The organism is Novosphingobium malaysiense, from assembly GCF_000802225.1.
Taxonomy (GTDB): domain Bacteria; phylum Pseudomonadota; class Alphaproteobacteria; order Sphingomonadales; family Sphingomonadaceae; genus Novosphingobium; species Novosphingobium malaysiense.
The window spans coordinates 64,920-82,000 of record NZ_JTDI01000004.1 but is presented as its reverse complement, the minus strand read 5'-3'; the positions used below and the strand labels follow the sequence as shown (position 1 = coordinate 82,000).

Sequence of the window (17,081 nt, the reverse complement as noted above, 5' to 3'; positions counted from 1 at the left end):
GCCATGAACCGCCTGCTCGCGCGGCTTAACATAGACCCCTACCTGCTGCTTCTCGTCGGCACCGTGGCCCTTGCCTCGCTGCTGCCGGCCCGAGGCGTGTGGGCGGGCGTTGCGGGCGGCGTGGCAGACGTCGGTATCGCGCTGTTGTTCTTCCTGCATGGCGCCAAGCTCTCGCGCGAGGCGATCATCGACGGGGCGCGGGCATGGAAGCTTCATCTCACGACCATGTCGCTGACCTTCGTGCTGTTTCCGCTCCTGGGACTGGCGGTTAAGGCTATTCCGGGCCTTGATCCCTCGCTTGCGACCGGCGTGCTCTTTCTCACCCTGTTGCCCTCGACGGTGCAGTCCTCGATTGCCTTCACGGCCATCGCGGGAGGCAATGTGGCCGCCGCAGTATGCAGCGCATCATTTTCCAACCTGGCCGGCATCTTCCTGACGCCGGTGCTGACGGCGATACTCATAACCGGCAAGCAGGGCGGCTTTTCGACCGATCCGATCATCGCGATTTCTGTGCAACTGCTTCTGCCGTTCCTGGCCGGGCATTTCCTGAGCCCGGTGATCGGAGGCTTCGTCACGCGGCACAAGCAGGTACTCGGCTACGTGGACCGGGGCTCGATCCTGCTCGTCGTCTACACCGCCTTCGGTGCTGCCGTACTCGAAGGGCTCTGGAGCCGGGTGACGCTTTCCGAGCTTGGATTGATTGCGGTGCTGTCGCTGGCGATCCTGACGGTGGTGATGGCAGTGGCCGCGACGATTGGCCGCGCAATGGGGTTTTCGCGGGAGGATCGGATCGTCCTGCTTTTCTGCGGGTCAAAGAAAAGCCTTGCCACCGGCGTCCCGCTGGCCGGCGTCCTGTTCGCACAGGCGCAAGTGGGCGCAATCATCCTGCCGCTGATGTTCTTTCACCAGATCCAGCTCATGGTCTGCGCGGTGCTGGCACGCCGCTTTGCGGCGCAGGCAGAGGCCTAACGCTTGCCGGCAGGCTCCACCTGCCGCAGCGCCCATTCGGCAAGCTGACGCGCTTCACGGTGGCCACCGCGCAGGCCCAGCGTGGCCTCGAAGCCCATGAGGTGGGCCACCCACGTCAGCGCCATGACCAGGCCGAGCGGATTGTCCGGCGCGCCATCGGGCAAGGCCATGTTCGTGGCCGGTATCAGCCGCTCCACTTCCATGGCGCGCAAGACTTCGCCGAAAGCCACCGTCTCGCGGCGGATGGCTTCATTGTGGTTCGCGAGGGCCAGGTATTCCATCGTCAGCGCCGCATCGAAGGGATCGGCGAAGCATTGCCACAGCGCATGCAGGGGGCGATCGGCATCCATCGCCTGTTCCACGCGCTCGCGCATCTGGCGGGTGCGGCGACGGTAGGCAGCCAGCAGCAGGTCGTCCATCGTGGCGAAGTAGTAATAGACCGTCTGCTGGTTGATCCCGGCCCGCTCGGCCACGCGGCGCGAGGTGACGGCTGCGTAGCCCTCCTCGCGCATGACCGCTTCCGTCGCATCGAGCAGGGCTGCATGGGTCGCGGAACTGCGCGAGCCCATCCGGCGCTTGGGCGCGATGGTGGTGTTCATGCCGGTTCGGGAGCGCGGGCGGGCGCTGGATCGAAGGCGATGGGAAGCGACTTGATGCCCCAGACGCCGGCGAAGCTGCGCCATTGGGCTGGTGCCGAATGGCGCGGATTCCTTAGCCTTTGTGCGATCAGGTGCGTTCCTTCCTCGACATTTGCCTGGGCGAGGAACTGCCCAAGGCAGATGTGCATTCCGCGACCGAAGGCGAGAGGGGCAGTGCGGTCAGGACGGTTCGGATCGAACGTCAGCGGGTCCGCGAACATGGCCGGGTCGCGCCCGGAAATACCGAGCGGAAACAGCAGCATCGTATTGGCCGGGATGGTCACGCCGCCCCAGGTCACCTCGCGCGTCGTCACGCGGTAGGTGTTGGAAGGGCTCGTCAGGCGCAGTTGCTCGCGCACGACTTGCCGGCAGAAGTCCTTGTCCTCCGCGCATCGCCGCCAGATGTTGGGGTGATCGATCATGGTGTTCATCAGCAGGGTGAGAAGGTTCTTCGACGTATCGTAGCCGGCGCCGAACAGGAAAACGAGCATCTGGCGCAGTTCCTTGTCGGTCAGGTCGCCGCGCGTATTGGAAGCGATCAGGTCGTCGAGCAGGTCGCCCTTGCCTGCGTCGGGTCCACGTTCCTCGATCAGATCGTCCACGAAGCGCCACAGGACCTGATAGGCCTCCTCGATTTTCGGCATGTCCTCGACGATCATGTTGAAGCTGGTGCCTTGCACTTCCAGCGAGGCGATGATCTCTGGCAGCTTGCTCACGTCGCCGCCGATCAGCGCGAACATCACGCGTACCGGGAAATTGGCGGCGAATTCGGCGAAGTCGAAGGATCCCTTTGGGGCCCATTCTTCGAGCAGGGCGGAAATCGTCTCCACCATCACCGGGCGCATGCGCTTGACATTGTTCGGGCCGAAGGCAGCGCTTACCGATCCGCGCAGTCTTTGGTGGTCCGGACCTTCGCGCACCAGCATCATCTCCTTCGCGAAGTCGCCCCAGCCCGTGCCCTCGGCGCCCATGATCGAGACGATCTCGCCACCGGGCATCTTGAGCGCATCGTCCATGCGCATGATCTCGTCGATGGCACGATAGGAGGTCAGCACCGGGCCGATGTTGCTCGATGCCAGCCAGGGGTGCTTGGCGCGAGCCTGCTCCAGCCAGGGGTTGGGATCGGCGGCGAATTCGGCCGTCTCGATGGGGAGATGGGCCAGGTCCAGATCGGCCAGTCGTTGTGCGCTCATGAATATGTTCCTCTCGCAACGCCACCGGTCGCATGCTTGGGACTCGGGGATTAATGCCAATCAGTTTGTTAGCATAGATCGCGCAGAAGGAAAAAAATAAAGAAATTTGGGTGTTATGAGGCAATTGCGCCAGTCAGATGATCGGCAAACGTCTGACTCGGCGAAAGCCAGTGGATTACGCATCACGAACGTTCTCAGGACATTCGCTTATGCGGCCGAAGTCCGTTTTTCAAAGAGTGGGCTTAACGGAGGGTATGTAGAACTGCGTTCATGCAGTCTTTTCGGGGCGCCAGGTGAAAGGTTGAAAACGATGTCTTACGGATCTTCGCAGGGGGGGAGTTGGTTGCGCCGGCAGTCGATTTCCCGTCGGCTTTCTCTTCAGTCGTTCGCGGCGGTGGCTGTGGCCTTATGTCTTGTCGTCACGGCTGTTGTCGGTTCGCTGCTTACGCTGCACATGACGGGCCTCAAGGACCAAACGTCGCAGCAGGCATTGTTCGCCGCCCTGCTGGAAAAGGATTTCGCGTCTCTCGAACGCGACGTTTTCCGCCACGCGGTATATGGCACGCCGGAAACGTCTGAGGGCTGGCGAAGCAACGCGCGGGATTTCGAGACATCGATCAGTGAGACGCGAGCCCATACCGACGCGCAGGAAATGGGCCATGTCGATGCCGTCAGCGCCAAAGCCAAGGACTATGCCACTGCCGTCAGCGAAGCGTTTTCGCAGGGACAGGCAAGCCCCTCCGAACTCGACCGCGTGGCTGCGATCGGCAACGAGGTAGATGACAGCATCGAGAAGATTCGCGAGCCGGTCGTCGCGCGTAGTGAGGAGGTCGCCGCCTCGCAGGATGCAATTGCCCATTGGGTGATGTTTATCACGGTTGGCCTTGCCGCCGTGGCGGGGCTTGTGTCGTATCTGATGGCCCGTGCCATCCGCAACAGCATCGGTGAAGAACTGGATTCACTGCGCAGCGCCATCGGCGCGATCGAGGCGGGCCGGTTCGATGAGACCATCGAGAATATGGACCGCAGCGATGAGGTCGGCGATCTCGCCCGCGCGGCAGCGCGCTTGCGCGACGCCCTCCGTGCGAAGGCGCAGGGTGATGCCGAAGCGCGCGAGATGATCGATCTGGTCGGCAACGGCCTGCGCTCGATGGCTGCCGGCGATCTCACCGTCGAACTGCCTCGGTTGGGCGAGGCCTACCGCCAGCTCGAGAGGGATTTCAACGCGACGGCCTTGCGCCTGCGCGAGGCGATGGAATCGGTTTCACGCTCGACCCAGGCGATCCGCACCGGTTCGATGGAGATCAGCCAGGCATCGAACGATCTCGCCCAGCGCACCGAGCAGCATGCCAGCGAGCTGGGTCACACGGCGACGTCGGTCAGTTCTCTCAGCCAGGCGCTGCAGGAGACGGCACAAAGTGCCGCAGAGGCGCACCGCAGCGTCGATGCCGCCGTTGCGGAGGCGCGTCGGGGCGGCGAAGTGGTCGGACAGGCCGTGACCGCCATGGAGCAGATCGAGAAGTCCACCGGCGAAATCGGCCAGATCATCGCGGTGATCGACTCTATCGCGTTCCAGACCAACCTCCTGGCGCTCAACGCAGGCGTCGAGGCTGCCCGGGCGGGCGATGCTGGCAAGGGCTTTGCCGTGGTTGCCAACGAGGTCCGCGGTCTCGCCCAGCGTTCGGCCGAAGCGGCCAAGGACATCCGCGAACTTATCGAGACCAGCTCCGGGCAGGTAGGCTCCGGCGTCGAGATGGTGCGCAAGACGGGCGAGGCCCTCACGACCATCATCGATCGCATCGACCTTGCCACCGAAGTGGTCACGCGGATCACCACCGCATCGTCCGAACAGGCTGCGAACCTGCGCGATACCAACGATACGATTGGCAAGATGGACGTCGTGACCCAGCAGAACGCTGCCATGGTCGAAGAAGCGACAGCCGCTGCACGCAGCCTGGCAAGCGAAGCCGATACCCTTTCGGCGCTGGTCGGAGGGTTCAGGATCGGCAGTGAAGCCTTGATCCCCCTTGCCTCGGCAAAGCCCGCATCAGGCGCGCCGAAGTTGGCCGCCGCGCACCGCGCGAAAGCCGTTCCCGTTCAATCCGGCAACGCGGCCGTCCAGATCGTGGATGATGCCGACTGGTCGGAATTCTGACCGACTGACCCGGTCGGGTTTACCATACATTATTCCCAAGGCCCCGGTCGGCCGGCTCCATGCCGGACGACCGGGGCCTTGTCATTCCTCGCCATGGCGATCCGCTCTCCCTAGCCTGCAAAGATAGTCCGTACTATCAAGTGGGAACATCGATTCTCGAACAGTGCGGCCTGCGACCGCGACCGGGTATGGGGAAGGAGAGCAAGGCATGCAGCGCCTCGACGGGCTTGGCTATCGCGACAGGACGGTGGTGGTCACCGGCGGCGCCTCGGGCATGGGCGAACAGGTCGCTCGCATACTCGGCGAACTCGGCGCTAAAGTGCATATCGTCGATATTCGCGAGCCCACGGTGTCTCACGAAGGCTTCTACAAGGTCGACCTGGCTGATTTTCCGGCGGTTCGCGAAGTGGCGGGCGCCCTGGCCGATCTGGCACCGATCGATTTCGTGTTTTCCTGCGCCGGTCTGCCGCCGACGGTGAAAGGCCCGATGTACTGCATGCAGGTGAACTACATCGGCACGCGGCACTTCGTCGAAAGCTTGCTCCCGTCGCTGCGTGATGGAGCGGGGATCGCGCTGATCTCATCGGATGCAGCTCTAGGTTGGCAGAAGAACCTGGTGCAGAGCCTTGAAATGCTGGCGATTTCTGACCCAAACGAGGCGCTGGCATGGTGCGAGGCCGATCTGGAGAAGCGGGTGCGCGACGGCTATACATCGTCCAAGGAGATGCTGGTCGTCTGGGTCCAGAACGCCGCGGTCAAGCTCGGCAACGAGCGGCGTATCCGCCTCAATGCCATTGGCCCTTGTCCCACCAAGACCGCGTTCATGGACGAACAGGGGCCGCACCTGCCCGATGGTTTCCTCGACGCCTGGCCCTATCCCTCGCTCGGCCGCATGGCCACGGCGGAGGAACAGGCCTGGCCGTTGATCCTGCTGAATTCACCGCTCAATGCCGCCGTGACCGGGGCCTTCCTGCTCACCGATCAGGGGTTTGCCAGCGGTGTCTATACCGGCGCCATCGATCCTTCTTTCATGACCGGGGGCAAGTGAAGCAATGGATATCGAACCCACCATTCTCGCCTATCTTTCCGACCTCGAAGGGGCGGTCGCTAACCTGAAGGATACCTGGCATCCAGACGACCCGGCCTACCGTGCCGACGTCTACCGTCAGACGATGACGAGCCTGTCCTACGCCTACTTCATGTACTTCCACGCCGATGCCGAGCATCCGGATTGGGCGCCGCTGTGGAATCCGGTCTACACGCTGCAACCCAATCCCGACGACATCTATGTCCAGTCGCCGATCCGCGGCGATCTCACCTACCGCGTCTCTGGCAATCGCGGCACCTGCAAGATCCTTTCTTTTACGTCACAAAAGGCCCTTTCCGGGACGGTCGATGAGCTGCCGCGACCGGGCGGGCACAACGAACTCGACACCAACGACATCGGCATCGGACTGGGCGAGGACTTCTCGATCATTTTCAGCGCCGAGCGGCCCAAGGGTTACGAAGGCCACTGGGCGCCGATCGATCCCGAGGCGCGCGGCATGTTTACTCGCTACCGCATGTACGATTGGCACAGCGAGGTCGACCCGGTTCTGTCGATCGAATGCCTCGATCCCGTACCGCCCAAGCCGCGCCTGACGCCCGAGGAGATCCTGCATCGTATCAAGGAGATGGCAAAGTTTCCTGCGAGGAAGACTAAGCTCTACTACGCGATGCAGAATGGTGTGAAGGAGCGTGTCGGCTTCAACGTCTTCGAGCCGCTGCGCATGCCTGGAGCCCTGGTTAAGCAGACCTACTGGCCGGCGGTATTCCAGCTCGAGGAGGACGAGGCGCTCATCATCGAGACCGAGATCCCGGCACGCGCGCCTTACTGGAATGTCCAGCTCAACGATCCCTACTTCAACGCGCTCGAATACGTCTATCGCCTCAGCAGTACCAACGGGGCCATGGCCACGCTGTCCAGCGACGGCAAGTATCGCGGCGTGATCGCGCTGACCGATCCGGGCGTGCCCAACTGGCTCGATCCGGCAGGCTACAAGGAAGGCGGCATCTACGGCCGCTGGTATGATTGTGACAGCGAGCCGGTGCCGACGATTGCGCGCGTGAAGCTGGCGGATCTGCGCGAGCATCTTCCCGGCGACACCCCCGTAGTGACGCCAGAGCAGCGCGCCGAGGAGATTCGCCGCCGCGTCGTGGCCTGCCAGCGCCGGCGGCGGTGGTGAAAAGGAGCCGGTTATGGACCTGAGCTACGATCCGCCAGAAGCCTTCCGCCACGCGATCGATCAGCTGCATGAGGTCGTCGCTGCTGAAACCGGCCTCACCGATTTCGGCCCCGATGACTATCTGCGGGGTCTGAAGGTGCTGCTGCAATCCATGGACTATGATCCGCATTTTTCCGAGACCGGAAGGCGGGTGGCCTGGGGCATGGTGATCGGCGTGCTGCGGGGCAGGGCGCAGGCCTACGCCTCGATGAAGGCCAACCCCGGCTTCGCTGCGGCCCCGATTCTTGCACCCGTGGTCATCACCGGCGTGCCACGCACGGGAACCACGGCGCTGCACCGGTTGCTGGCCGTCGATCCGCGCTTTCAGGGGCTGCAGACATGGCTGCTCGACAGTCCGATGCCGCGTCCGCCCATCGAAACCTGGAGCGAGTACCCGGAATTCCGCAAGACCGTGGAGCAACTCGAGGCGCAGTATGCAGCGGCACCAGATGCCAAGGCGGCACACTACCGCGCGGCCGAGGAAGTGCACGAATGCTGCATGGTGCTGCGTCAGTCGTTCGTCTCGAACTTGTGGTCCTGTGGCTGGTCGGCGGCGACCTACGACGCATGGTGGCAATGCCAGCCCGAAGATGCGGCCTATCGGCACTACGCAAAGTGCGTCCAGCTCATCGGCATGAACGATCCGGACAAGCGCTGGCTGCTCAAGAATCCGGGGCACATCGAACACCTCGACCTGCTCTTTGCGGTCTTCCCCGACTCCCGGGTGATCCAGACGCACCGTGATCCGGCCAAGGCGGTGCCCAGCCTCGTCTCGCTGCTGATGAACCTCAACACCATCATGGAGGGCGACCGGCCGCAGCAGCGCGCGGAAAACCTCCTGCAGCGCGAGGTTGCCAAGTGGGCCCATGCCGTGCGCAAGGCCGACTGCGTGCGGGAAAAGCATCCGGGGCAGGTGCTCGATGTGATCCACGCGGATTTCCATGCGCGTCCCATGGATACGCTGGAGGAGATCTATGGCTTCATCGGCATGGATATCCCCGAGAATACGCGCGCGGCACTGGCGCAGCGGATCGAGGAAAAGCCTGAACTGCAGCACGGCGTCCACCGCTACTCCATCGCCGATTTCGGCATGACCGAGGAAGAGGCGCGCGCGCCGTTCGGAGACTATATCGAACGCTACGATCTGGTGGAGAGGAAACGATGAAAGCTGCGATCTATCCGGGCGAGGGCAGGTCCATCGTGATCGAGGACGTTGCCGATCCGGTTCCCGGCCCCGGCGACTTGCTGATCCGCGTCGACCGTTGTGGCATCTGCGGTACCGACCTTTCCTTTACCAAGGGCGGCATGTGGGACTACGGCAGCGGCGTCCAGTTCGGTCATGAATATGCCGGCGAAATCATCGAGGTCGGCAGCAAAGTCTCGGGCTGGAAGACGGGAGAACGGATTGCCGTTCTGCCCTCGGTAGCCTGCGGGACCTGCTCCTCGTGCACGGCGCACGGCAACAACGTCTTGTGTCAGGAAAGTCCCGGGACGGCGATGGTGGGTTTCGCGGAACTGGCGAAAGTGCCGGCCAGTGTCGCCACGCGGCTGCCGCAGACGCTATCCATGGCGGACGGGGCATTGATCGAGCCTCTGGCGATCAGCCTCTACGGCACCAAGATGGCGCATATCCAGCCCGGCGACAGCGTGGTGGTGCTGGGCGGCGGCACGGTGGCGCTTTATGCGATCTACTGGGCGCGGCGACTGGGGGCGGGCCGCATTGTCGCCATGTCCCGCTCTTCACGCCGAAAGGACCTGTGCCTGGAAATGGGCGCCGATGCCTTCGTCGCTTTCGGCGACAAAGAGATTGGGGAGGTTCAGGAAATTCTCGGCGGCCCGCCGCGAGTCGTGCTCGAATGCGTAGGGGCGGAAGGCATGCTGATGAAGGCCGTGATGCATGCCGCACAGTTCGGCCGGATCATTTCGCTCGGCTTCTGCACCGTCCCGGATCCCGTGATCCCGGGCATGGCCAGCTACAAGTGCGTTTCGATGCAGTTTGCGGTCGGGTACTCGATGAAGGAGTTCATCTACATCGCCGAACAACTCGATCGCGACCGTATCCGCGGCGCCGCGACGCCCGATCCCAAAGCCATCGTCAGTGACAACATCGGCCTGACGGACATGCCCGCCATGTTCGAAACCTTGCGTGGTCCCAACAACGAAACGAAAGTCCACGTGCTCTGCAATTGACGGAGAGGCATATGGCAGAAAGCCCACGCGACAAGGGGTTGGCGCTCTTTGCTGAGATCTATGGCGAAGACATGGCCCGCACTACGCGCGAACATATGGAATCGAATACGGCCTTCGGGGCCAAACAGACCGAATGGACGATCGACTTCGCATTCGGTGAGGTCTGGTCCCGCGACGGTCTGGAGCGCAAGATGCGCAGCTGTGCGGTTCTGGGCATGCTGATCGCAAGCCGGGCATATGACGAGATCGTCTATCACACCAGGATGGGCCTGAAGAACGGTCTCACCCGCCAGGAGCTTGAAGAGATCTTTTATTCGGCAATCCCCTATGCCGGCTTTCCTGCCGCGCAATCCGCCAAGAAGGCGATGCTCGAAGCGTTTGCCCAGATCGATGCGGAGACGGCGCGGTCACAACCTCCCCCCAGGTGAGGGAAGGGCTTGTTTCTGCAAGCAAAATCCGCCCTGAACATGTATACTCTGAACGGGAAATTGCTCTCCTGAGAGGGGCATTTGTGAGCTTCTGCGGATCATAAATACTGTCCTTTCCCCTGTTTTTCCGAGCGCCTGTGGCCGAAATGCTACAAGGTTAGACGGTTGTCTATTTGTATACGAAATTGCGTGTTTTTGAATTGACGAATAATTATTCGTCACTGTAATGCGAAACTGAAAAACATTCGTTTCGATTCCGAATAATGCGGAACGAAACAGCCGCCGGGGGGCGGCAAAGTTTTGGGGTAACCAAGGGAGGGAGTGCATGAAACATCACCACAGGACGATTCTGCTTGCCGCAAGCGCGCTTGGGGGATTCTCCGCCATGCCGGCGTGGGCGCAATCGTCGGATCAGCAAGGCGCGAACGACATTATCGTAACGGCCCAGCGCATCGAACAGCGCCTGCAGGACGTGCCGGTGTCGATCTCGGTCTATAATCAGGATACGCTCGACAACAATAACGTGTCGAACATCAAGGATATTGCCGCGTTCACGCCCGGCCTTCAGGTCAACAACCGGTACGGCGCGGACAGCACCAACTTCTCGATCCGTGGCTTCACGCAGGAGCAGCGCACGACGGCCACGGTGGGTGTTTACTTTGCCGACGTCGTCGCACCTCGCGGTTCGGGCGCGTCGTTCGGCGGCGATGGCGCCGGTCCCGGCGCCCTTTTCGACCTTCAGAATGTGCAGGTCCTCAAGGGTCCGCAGGGCACGCTGTTCGGCCGTAACTCGACTGGTGGTGCCGTTCTGCTCGTGCCGAAGAAGCCGACCGACCTGCTGGAGGGCTATGTCGAGGCGACCGCAGGCGACTATGACCTGATGGGTCTCCAAGCGGTGCTCAACGTCCCCCTCTCAGATACGTTCAAGCTTCGCTTTGGCGGTGAACGCAAGAAGCGTGACGGCTATCTGCGCAACATCGGCAACCTGGGCGACGGTCGGTACGGCAACAAGGGGATGGGCAATCTCGACTACATCACCCTCCGTCTGAGCGCTCTGGCAAATCTTACGCCGGAGCTCGAGAACTACACGGTTGCAACCTACACCCATTCTAAGAGCAACGGGGTGATCCCGAAGATCATCGAGGCGTTCCCGGGTGTCTACGCATCGGGCCTGTTCCCCTTCGGCGACCTGGCGACCGCGCAGTACAACCGTGAGGCGGAATACGGACCTTGGACCGTGTCGAACCGGCTGCCCGATTCCGCATCGGAAATCGAACAGTGGCAGATCATCAACACCACGACCTGGCTGGCCAGCGACAGCCTGACGGTCAAGAACATCCTGTCCTACGGCGAATTCCTGGGCGAGACGAATCTCGACCTGTTCGGCACCTATTTCCTCGATCCCCGGGTGCCCTATGGATCGGAGACCTCTGGTAGTCAGGTTACCGGCTTTGCCTTCACCCATATCAATCCGTTCACGGGCAAGACCAATGCCCAGTCCACGTTCGTCGCCGAACTCCAGTTGCAGGGCCATCCCAGCGGTGGGCGCCTGACCTGGCAGGCAGGTGCCTATGCGGAGATCAGCGATCCGCTCGGCAAGTCGGGCGTGCAGACGGCCACGTTTTCGGCCTGCAACGATATCGACACCTATGACTGTTCGTTCCAGTTTATTCCGCCTCCGACTTCGCCGGCTGGACTTTTCTCGCTGGGGTCGATCAATGGCCAGCTTTCGCGCACCAAGTTCCGCGACTATGCGCTTTACGGCCAGGCCAGCTATGACATTACCGACAAGCTGAAGTTCACTGCCGGTATCCGCTACACCTGGGACAAGCAGACCACCGATGTGCAGCAGTTGAGGCCGATTGCGGCTGCGGGGATATTCCGCTGCGGCGCGCCGATCGGCGTCTCGAACACCTCGGGCACCACGGTGACGGCGACGACAGAGTTTCCGATCGAGGATATCTACGACGGCTGCCATGACATCCAGAGCAAGTCCAGCAAGGCGCCGACCTGGTTGCTCGGCCTGGACTACAAGCCGATCGAGGACGTGCTGCTCTATGCCAAGTGGACGCGCGGTTACCGTCAGGGCGGCCTGTCGATCTTCAGTCCCGACACGACGCAGCCCTACGAGGAGGAAAAGGTCGACACCTACGAAATCGGCGCGAAGACGAGCTGGTACGGTCCGGTCCCGGGCTCGTTCAACATTTCCGGTTTCTACAACGACTTCACCAACCAGCAGCTGCTTTTGGGTGTCCAGGATATCGAGCCGAACTTCGACGAAAATGGCAACCTGCTTCCGACCGCACCGCCGAGTGCATCCATCGTCAACTCGGGGTCCTCTACCCTGAAGGGCTTCGAGGCCGAACTGAACCTGCGCCCCTTCGAGGGCATGCGGCTCAGCGCGGCCTACGGGTACCTGAAGACCAAGATCAAGGAACTCGTCGCCCCGACGTTCGCGCCGGGATCTCCCTATGATACCGTCACCCTGCCCAATGTGGGCGACCCGATCCCGAACGCGCAGCCGCACAAGCTGACGCTGTCTGCCAACTACACGCTGCCGCTGCCGGAATCGGTGGGCGACATCACGTTTGGCGGTACCTTCATCTACACCGGCAAGTTCCGCTCGGTGGCGGACGGGGCGGATGGCGTTGCCGTCGTCGACGGGGAAACGGTCGTCTACTCGTCTGACGGCGCCGGCATTGTTCCGGCTACCAAGGTCCTGAACCTGAATGTGAACTGGAACAACGTCGGCGGCATGCCCATCGACGCGGCCCTGTTCGTGACCAATGTCACCAAGGAAGTCGTCTACCTCAACATCAACGAGAACACGAGCCGCGGCTTCCGTTCGGCGCTGCTGGGCGAACCGCGCATGTGGGGTCTTCGCCTCAAGTATCGTTTCGGCCAGTAAAGCCGGCGATCCCCGTCGAAGTCCAAGGAGGCGGGCCCCGTTTCAGGGGCCCGCCTTTCGTTTTCTCCCGGTAAATCACGCTTGCTAAACCAAGCGCTTGCTACGATTGGCGGGCGCGGCTATCGTCCCGGCTCGATGGAACGCGGCGATTGACCGCGTCGCGACCATTGGGGAGAGCGGGAATGTTTGCCACGCAGGTATTCAAGGGCGTCAGGGTTCTGGAACTGGCGCAGTTCGTGTTCGTGCCGGCGGCCGGCGCCATCCTGGCGGATCTCGGCGCCGACGTGATCAAGATCGAGATGCCAGAGGGCGATCCCTACCGCCGGCTCAAGATCTCGGACGGGCGCCAGACCAAGTCGGCCAACCTGGCAATGGAACTGAACAACCGGAACAAGCGCTCGATCGCCATCGATCTCAAGAGCGAGGAGGGGCGGGACCTGTTCCTGCAACTCGTCGAGACGGCAGACATCTTTCTCACCTCGATCCGTCCCGGTGCCCTCAAGCGGCTGGGGCTCACGCTCGACGTGTTGCGCGAGCGCAATCCCCGGCTGATCTATGCCCATGGCAACGGCCTCGGTTTCCGCGGCGAACAGGCGGATCGCGCCGGCTATGACGCATCGTGCTTCTGGGCGCGGGGCGGATTTGCCCACTTGCTCTCGATGCCCGGCCAGCGCCCGACCCGGCCGCGCCCGGCACTCGGCGACCATGCCGGCGCGATGAACGTGGCATTCGGCATGGCCTCTGCCCTGTTCCATCGCGAACGGACTGGCGAAGCCACGACCATCGAGATCTCGCTACTTTCCTCGGCCATGTGGATCCTTTCGGCCGATGTCACGATGGGCGCGGCGCTCAGCGACGAGCAACTGGCCAAGCTGGCCAATCCCGGCCGCCATGCGCTGACCAGCGCCTATGAGACGGCGGATGGACGCTTCCTGCAACTCATGTTTCTCGATCCCGAGCGCTACTGGCCGGAACTGTGCCGGCGCACGGGGCGCGACGATCTTCTCGAGGACCCGCGTTTTGCAACCGTGGAGAGCCGCGTCGAACATGGAGATGCGCTGCTGGCCGCGCTCGACGAGGCTTTCGCATCGCGCACGCTGGATGAATGGCGCGAAGCCTTTGCGGACTGGGATGCGCCTTGGGAAGTCATCCAGAACCTGCGCGAACTGGTTACCGATCCGCAGGCCGCAGCAAACGACGTGCTGTTCGATGTCACGGTGGAGGACGGCACGCCGGTCACCATCGTCTCGGGCCCGGTTTCCTTCGGAGGCAGTCCGCTGCCGCCAGAGCCCAAATGTGCCCCGGCCATGGGCCGGGACACGGCGGAATTGTTGCGCGAACTGGGCCTTTCGGATGATGCCATTGCCGACTGCGCGCAGCGGGGCGTGGTGACCGGCGTCGCCTGAACGCGCCTAGGTGCGGGCCGGTGACACCGTCCCGCGGCATTCGCCAAAGCCGATCGAGACCGCGCCGTCTGCCGTAAAGTGTCCGGCGAGCGCGAGCTCGTCTCCGTCTTCCAGGAACGTGCGGGTCTCGCCCGTGGGCAGTTCGACGGGTTCCTTGCCGTTGCGGGTGATTTCCATGAGGCTGCCCTGCGAGCCGTCCTCGGGGCCCGAGATCGTGCCGCTGCCGAGCAGGTCGCCGGTCTGCATCTGGCAGCCGTTGGAAGCGTGGTGCGTCACCATCTGCGCGATGGTCCAATACATGTTGCTGGCCGCGCCATGGCTGAGGCGCAGCGGCTCCATGCCTTTTTCGCGCATCGCCGCGCTGGTCAGGAAGACGTCGAGTTCGAGTGACAGCGCGCCTTCGCTCTGGTCGGCCTCATCCCAAAGATAGGGCAGGGGCCTCGGATCGCCTTCGGGGCGTGCCGGCTGCGCGCGGCGGAAGGGCGCGAGCGCTTCCATGGTCACTATCCACGGCGAAACGGTGGAGAGGAAGTTCTTGGCCAGGAAGGGGCCCAGCGGCTGGTATTCCCAGGCCTGGATGTCGCGCGCGGACCAGTCGTTGAGCAGCGTGATCCCCGCGACGTGGTCGAGGGCTTCGGCGATCGGGATCGGCGAGCCGAGATCGTTGCCGACAGCCATCCACACGCCCAGTTCAAGTTCGTAGTCGAGCTTGGCGATGGGGCCGAAGGACGGGGAATCGGCGGTCGGCGCCTTGGTCTGGCCTTGCGGGCGGATCACTTCGGCCCCGGTCGGCCGGATTGTCGAGGCGCGACCGTGATAGCCGATCGGCACGTGCTTGTAATTGGGCAGCAGCGGATTGTCCGGGCGGAACAGACTGCCGATGTTGGTTGCGTGGTGGATACCGACGTAGAAATCGGTGTAGTCCCCGACGTGCGCCGGCAGGTGCATTCGTGCTTCGCTCTGCGGGACGAGCAAAGGCTCCACTTGTGCCTGTTCGGTGGCGTTCTTCGCCAGCAGTGCCGAAACGCGCCGGCGCAGTTCGCGACGCGGTCCGGCACCGAGGGCCAGCATGGCGTTGAGCGAAGGGGAGTCCGCCGCACTCGCCGCCTCGCGGGCTTCGCCTTCCAGCAACCCCGAGAGGACCAGTGCGCGCAGATCGACGATCATGTCGCCTATGGCGATACCCCCGCGCGGATTGTCGCCGTTTCGCGAGAAGATGCCGAGCGGAAGGTTCTGGATCGGAAAATCGGCATGCCCGTTTGCACTCTCGACCCAGGATTCGCGTGCCGGGTCGTGGGTTTCATCGATGGTCATGGCGGGCAACCTCTTTGTTAGTTTCCTTGGGAGCCGGTGGTCCTATAGCCTGAAAACCGCCGGGTCACGCGCCGGTTCCTTTGTTAACTTGCCCAAGTCAATCGGTTGCAGCTAATCAAGTGTCTATGACAACGAAAACACAGTCGCAGCGCAAGGCTTCCCGCCCCAAGGTTAAGCCCACAATCGCGCGCATCCGGGTCGCAGCGCGCAAGGTCTTTTATACCAAGGGATTCTTCCCCGCTTCCGTGGAAGAAATCGCCGAAAAGGCAGGCGTCAGCCGTGCGACAGTTTATCTCTATTACCGCAGCAAGGATGAAATGCTGCTCGACCTGATGCGTCAGGATCTGGAATATCAGCTCGAGATCTATGCCGAACTGGTGACGGTGAAGCGCCTAAGCCTGTCCTCGGTGCGCAAATGGATCGTGCGGCTGCGCGGAGAGCAGGAAGAGCGCCGCAATTCGCTCAATTTGTTCTGGGCTGGCGCGAACCTGCAGACCGATATCCTGGACCCGGTCTACCGCCATCACGACAACATCATCGCTACCCTTGGCCGACGCTTTGCCGGCTTCGATCTCGATGCCCTGCCGCGCGACGAGCGCGAAGCGCAGCGCATCAAGTGCTACATGATGCTGTTCATGATCGAGGGGACCACGGTGCAGATCACCGAGGGTGGCCCGGGTCCCAACGTCAAGATGGCGATCGATCAACTGGCCCGCACTCTGCTGCACTTCCTGCAGCACGGCGAAGCGACGACGTCGCCTCCTGACTAAGTTGCTCCACGGCGCCCCTTGAAGGTGCGCCGCATACTCCGCATGAGGAGGCCGAGAGGGAGGAACCGTTGAAACCACCATATGAGAATGCCGTTGTCGTCGTGACCGGCGCCTCGACCGGCCTTGGACGGGCGATTGCCGTGGGAGCGGCCGATCAGGGCGCGAAAGCAGTCCTGATCAACTATGCCAGCAGCCAAGGGGAGGCGCAGGAGACCGCGCGGCAGGTGCGCGAACACGGGGCCGAAGCGGTCATCGTGCAGGGAGATGTCGCCAGCGACGCCGACTGCCAGGCCATCGCCGCTGCGGCGGAACCGTTCGGGCGGATCGATGCCCTGTTCTGCAACGCGGGGAAGACGACGCGGCCCGCCCATGCTCACCAGTTGGATAAACTTTCGGCCGACGATTTCGTTGACGTCTATCGCGTCAACGTAGTCGGCACATTCCAGACGGTCCGGGCTTGCCGCGACCTGCTGGAGAAGTCCGACCGGGCGGCCATCGTCGTTACGTCCTCGGTGGCCGGGGTGACGGGTAACGGCTCCTCGATGGCCTATTCCGCTTCGAAGGCGGCGCTCAATACCATGGTTCTGACGCTGGCGCGGGGGTTGGCACCGAAGATCAGGATCAATTCGCTTGCCCCCGGCTTCATCGACACCGGCTGGTTCGACAAGCTGGGGCCGCATCGAGACAAGATTCGCGAATCCGTAATCGAGCGCACCCCGCTGCAGGTTGCCTCTACGCCGGGGGATATCGCCGGAACGGCGCTTTTCCTGGGATGTGAGGCGGCAAACCGGGTGACTGGCGAAACCCTGATAGCCGATGCCGGCCTGCGCATGACCGGGGGCTGAC

Annotated in this window: 14 protein-coding genes; 11 read left to right on the top strand and 3 right to left on the bottom strand. The window is 62.7% G+C overall.

What is annotated here, in order from left to right; genetic code table 11:
• Positions 1-3: 3 nt before the first annotated feature.
• Positions 4-969, top strand: coding sequence for a bile acid:sodium symporter family protein (locus tag LK12_RS14705; RefSeq protein ID WP_039285641.1), 966 nt, complete (start codon positions 4-6; stop codon positions 967-969).
• On the opposite strand, the gene LK12_RS14700 is transcribed toward LK12_RS14705, so the two are convergent.
• On the bottom strand, positions 966-1,568 hold the full coding sequence (locus LK12_RS14700) for a TetR/AcrR family transcriptional regulator (protein WP_039285639.1): 603 nt from the start codon (positions 1,566-1,568) through the stop codon (positions 966-968). The two genes, LK12_RS14705 and LK12_RS14700, sit on opposite strands and share 4 nt — an antisense overlap.
• Positions 1,565-2,800 (bottom strand): cytochrome P450, encoded by a 1,236-nt coding sequence (locus LK12_RS14695; protein WP_039285637.1) that lies wholly within the window; start codon positions 2,798-2,800, stop codon positions 1,565-1,567. Before LK12_RS14695 ends, LK12_RS14700 begins: the two co-directional genes overlap by 4 nt.
• Positions 2,801-3,194: 394 nt before the next feature.
• On the opposite strand from LK12_RS14695, the gene LK12_RS14690 reads away from it, so the two are divergent.
• The 8 genes from LK12_RS14690 to LK12_RS14655 all read left to right on the top strand — a co-directional run bounded on the left by LK12_RS14690 (position 3,195) and on the right by LK12_RS14655 (position 14,151).
• A complete protein-coding gene (locus LK12_RS14690) occupies positions 3,195-4,955 on the top strand; it encodes a methyl-accepting chemotaxis protein (protein WP_231568366.1) in 1,761 nt (586 codons plus the stop codon).
• Between the two features lie 208 nt (positions 4,956-5,163).
• Positions 5,164-6,003, top strand: coding sequence for an SDR family oxidoreductase (locus LK12_RS14685; protein ID WP_039285630.1), 840 nt, complete (start codon positions 5,164-5,166; stop codon positions 6,001-6,003).
• A 4-nt stretch (positions 6,004-6,007) separates the two neighbouring features.
• Positions 6,008-7,180, top strand: coding sequence for a hypothetical protein (locus tag LK12_RS14680; RefSeq protein WP_039285627.1), 1,173 nt, complete (start codon positions 6,008-6,010; stop codon positions 7,178-7,180).
• 13 nt (positions 7,181-7,193) lie between these two features.
• Positions 7,194-8,384: a sulfotransferase family protein gene (locus LK12_RS14675; RefSeq protein ID WP_039285626.1), complete on the top strand. Its 1,191-nt coding sequence runs from the start codon at positions 7,194-7,196 to the stop codon at positions 8,382-8,384.
• Positions 8,381-9,409 (top strand): alcohol dehydrogenase catalytic domain-containing protein, encoded by a 1,029-nt coding sequence (locus LK12_RS14670; RefSeq protein ID WP_039285622.1) that lies wholly within the window; start codon positions 8,381-8,383, stop codon positions 9,407-9,409. Before LK12_RS14675 ends, LK12_RS14670 begins: the two co-directional genes overlap by 4 nt.
• 11 nt (positions 9,410-9,420) lie before the next feature.
• The gene (locus LK12_RS14665; protein WP_039285619.1) at positions 9,421-9,837 is read left to right on the top strand and encodes a carboxymuconolactone decarboxylase family protein; all 417 of its coding nucleotides are present in this window, start codon (positions 9,421-9,423) and stop codon (positions 9,835-9,837) included.
• A gap of 325 nt (positions 9,838-10,162) precedes the next feature.
• Entirely contained in the window at positions 10,163-12,745 is a 2,583-nt protein-coding gene (locus LK12_RS14660; protein ID WP_039285616.1) for a TonB-dependent receptor, read from the top strand.
• Positions 12,746-12,927: 182 nt separating this feature from the next.
• Positions 12,928-14,151, top strand: a complete 1,224-nt coding sequence (locus LK12_RS14655) for a CaiB/BaiF CoA transferase family protein (protein ID WP_039285613.1) — start codon at positions 12,928-12,930, stop codon at positions 14,149-14,151.
• Between the two features lie 6 nt (positions 14,152-14,157).
• Here the strand turns inward: LK12_RS14655 and fahA are convergent, their stop codons facing one another.
• Entirely contained in the window at positions 14,158-15,465 is a 1,308-nt protein-coding gene (gene fahA, locus LK12_RS14650) for a fumarylacetoacetase (protein ID WP_039285611.1), read from the bottom strand.
• A gap of 125 nt (positions 15,466-15,590) precedes the next feature.
• Here fahA and LK12_RS14645 point away from each other — a divergent pair, with 125 nt between their 5' ends.
• Both LK12_RS14645 and LK12_RS14640 read left to right on the top strand, forming a co-directional pair.
• Positions 15,591-16,235 carry a TetR/AcrR family transcriptional regulator gene (locus LK12_RS14645; protein WP_039285609.1) on the top strand — a complete coding sequence of 215 codons (645 nt, stop codon included), beginning with the start codon at positions 15,591-15,593 and terminating at the stop codon, positions 16,233-16,235.
• 68 nt (positions 16,236-16,303) lie between these two features.
• Entirely contained in the window at positions 16,304-17,080 is a 777-nt protein-coding gene (locus LK12_RS14640) for an SDR family NAD(P)-dependent oxidoreductase (protein WP_039285607.1), read from the top strand.
• Position 17,081: the final 1 nt, after the last annotated feature.

Bases quoted from the DNA above. Each gene is read 5' to 3' on its own strand.
- LK12_RS14705 (WP_039285641.1), top strand. From the start codon at position 4: ATGAACCGCCTGCTCGCGCGGCTTAACATAGACCCCTACCTGCTGCTT.
- LK12_RS14700 (WP_039285639.1), bottom strand. From the start codon at position 1,568: ATGAACACCACCATCGCGCCCAAGCGCCGGATGGGCTCGCGCAGTTCC.
- LK12_RS14695 (WP_039285637.1), bottom strand. From the start codon at position 2,800: ATGAGCGCACAACGACTGGCCGATCTGGACCTGGCCCATCTCCCCATC.
- LK12_RS14685 (WP_039285630.1), top strand. From the start codon at position 5,164: ATGCAGCGCCTCGACGGGCTTGGCTATCGCGACAGGACGGTGGTGGTC.
- LK12_RS14680 (WP_039285627.1), top strand. From the start codon at position 6,008: ATGGATATCGAACCCACCATTCTCGCCTATCTTTCCGACCTCGAAGGG.
- LK12_RS14675 (WP_039285626.1), top strand. From the start codon at position 7,194: ATGGACCTGAGCTACGATCCGCCAGAAGCCTTCCGCCACGCGATCGAT.
- LK12_RS14670 (WP_039285622.1), top strand. From the start codon at position 8,381: ATGAAAGCTGCGATCTATCCGGGCGAGGGCAGGTCCATCGTGATCGAG.
- LK12_RS14665 (WP_039285619.1), top strand. From the start codon at position 9,421: ATGGCAGAAAGCCCACGCGACAAGGGGTTGGCGCTCTTTGCTGAGATC.
- LK12_RS14660 (WP_039285616.1), top strand. From the start codon at position 10,163: ATGAAACATCACCACAGGACGATTCTGCTTGCCGCAAGCGCGCTTGGG.
- LK12_RS14655 (WP_039285613.1), top strand. From the start codon at position 12,928: ATGTTTGCCACGCAGGTATTCAAGGGCGTCAGGGTTCTGGAACTGGCG.
- fahA (WP_039285611.1), bottom strand. From the start codon at position 15,465: ATGACCATCGATGAAACCCACGACCCGGCACGCGAATCCTGGGTCGAG.
- LK12_RS14645 (WP_039285609.1), top strand. From the start codon at position 15,591: ATGACAACGAAAACACAGTCGCAGCGCAAGGCTTCCCGCCCCAAGGTT.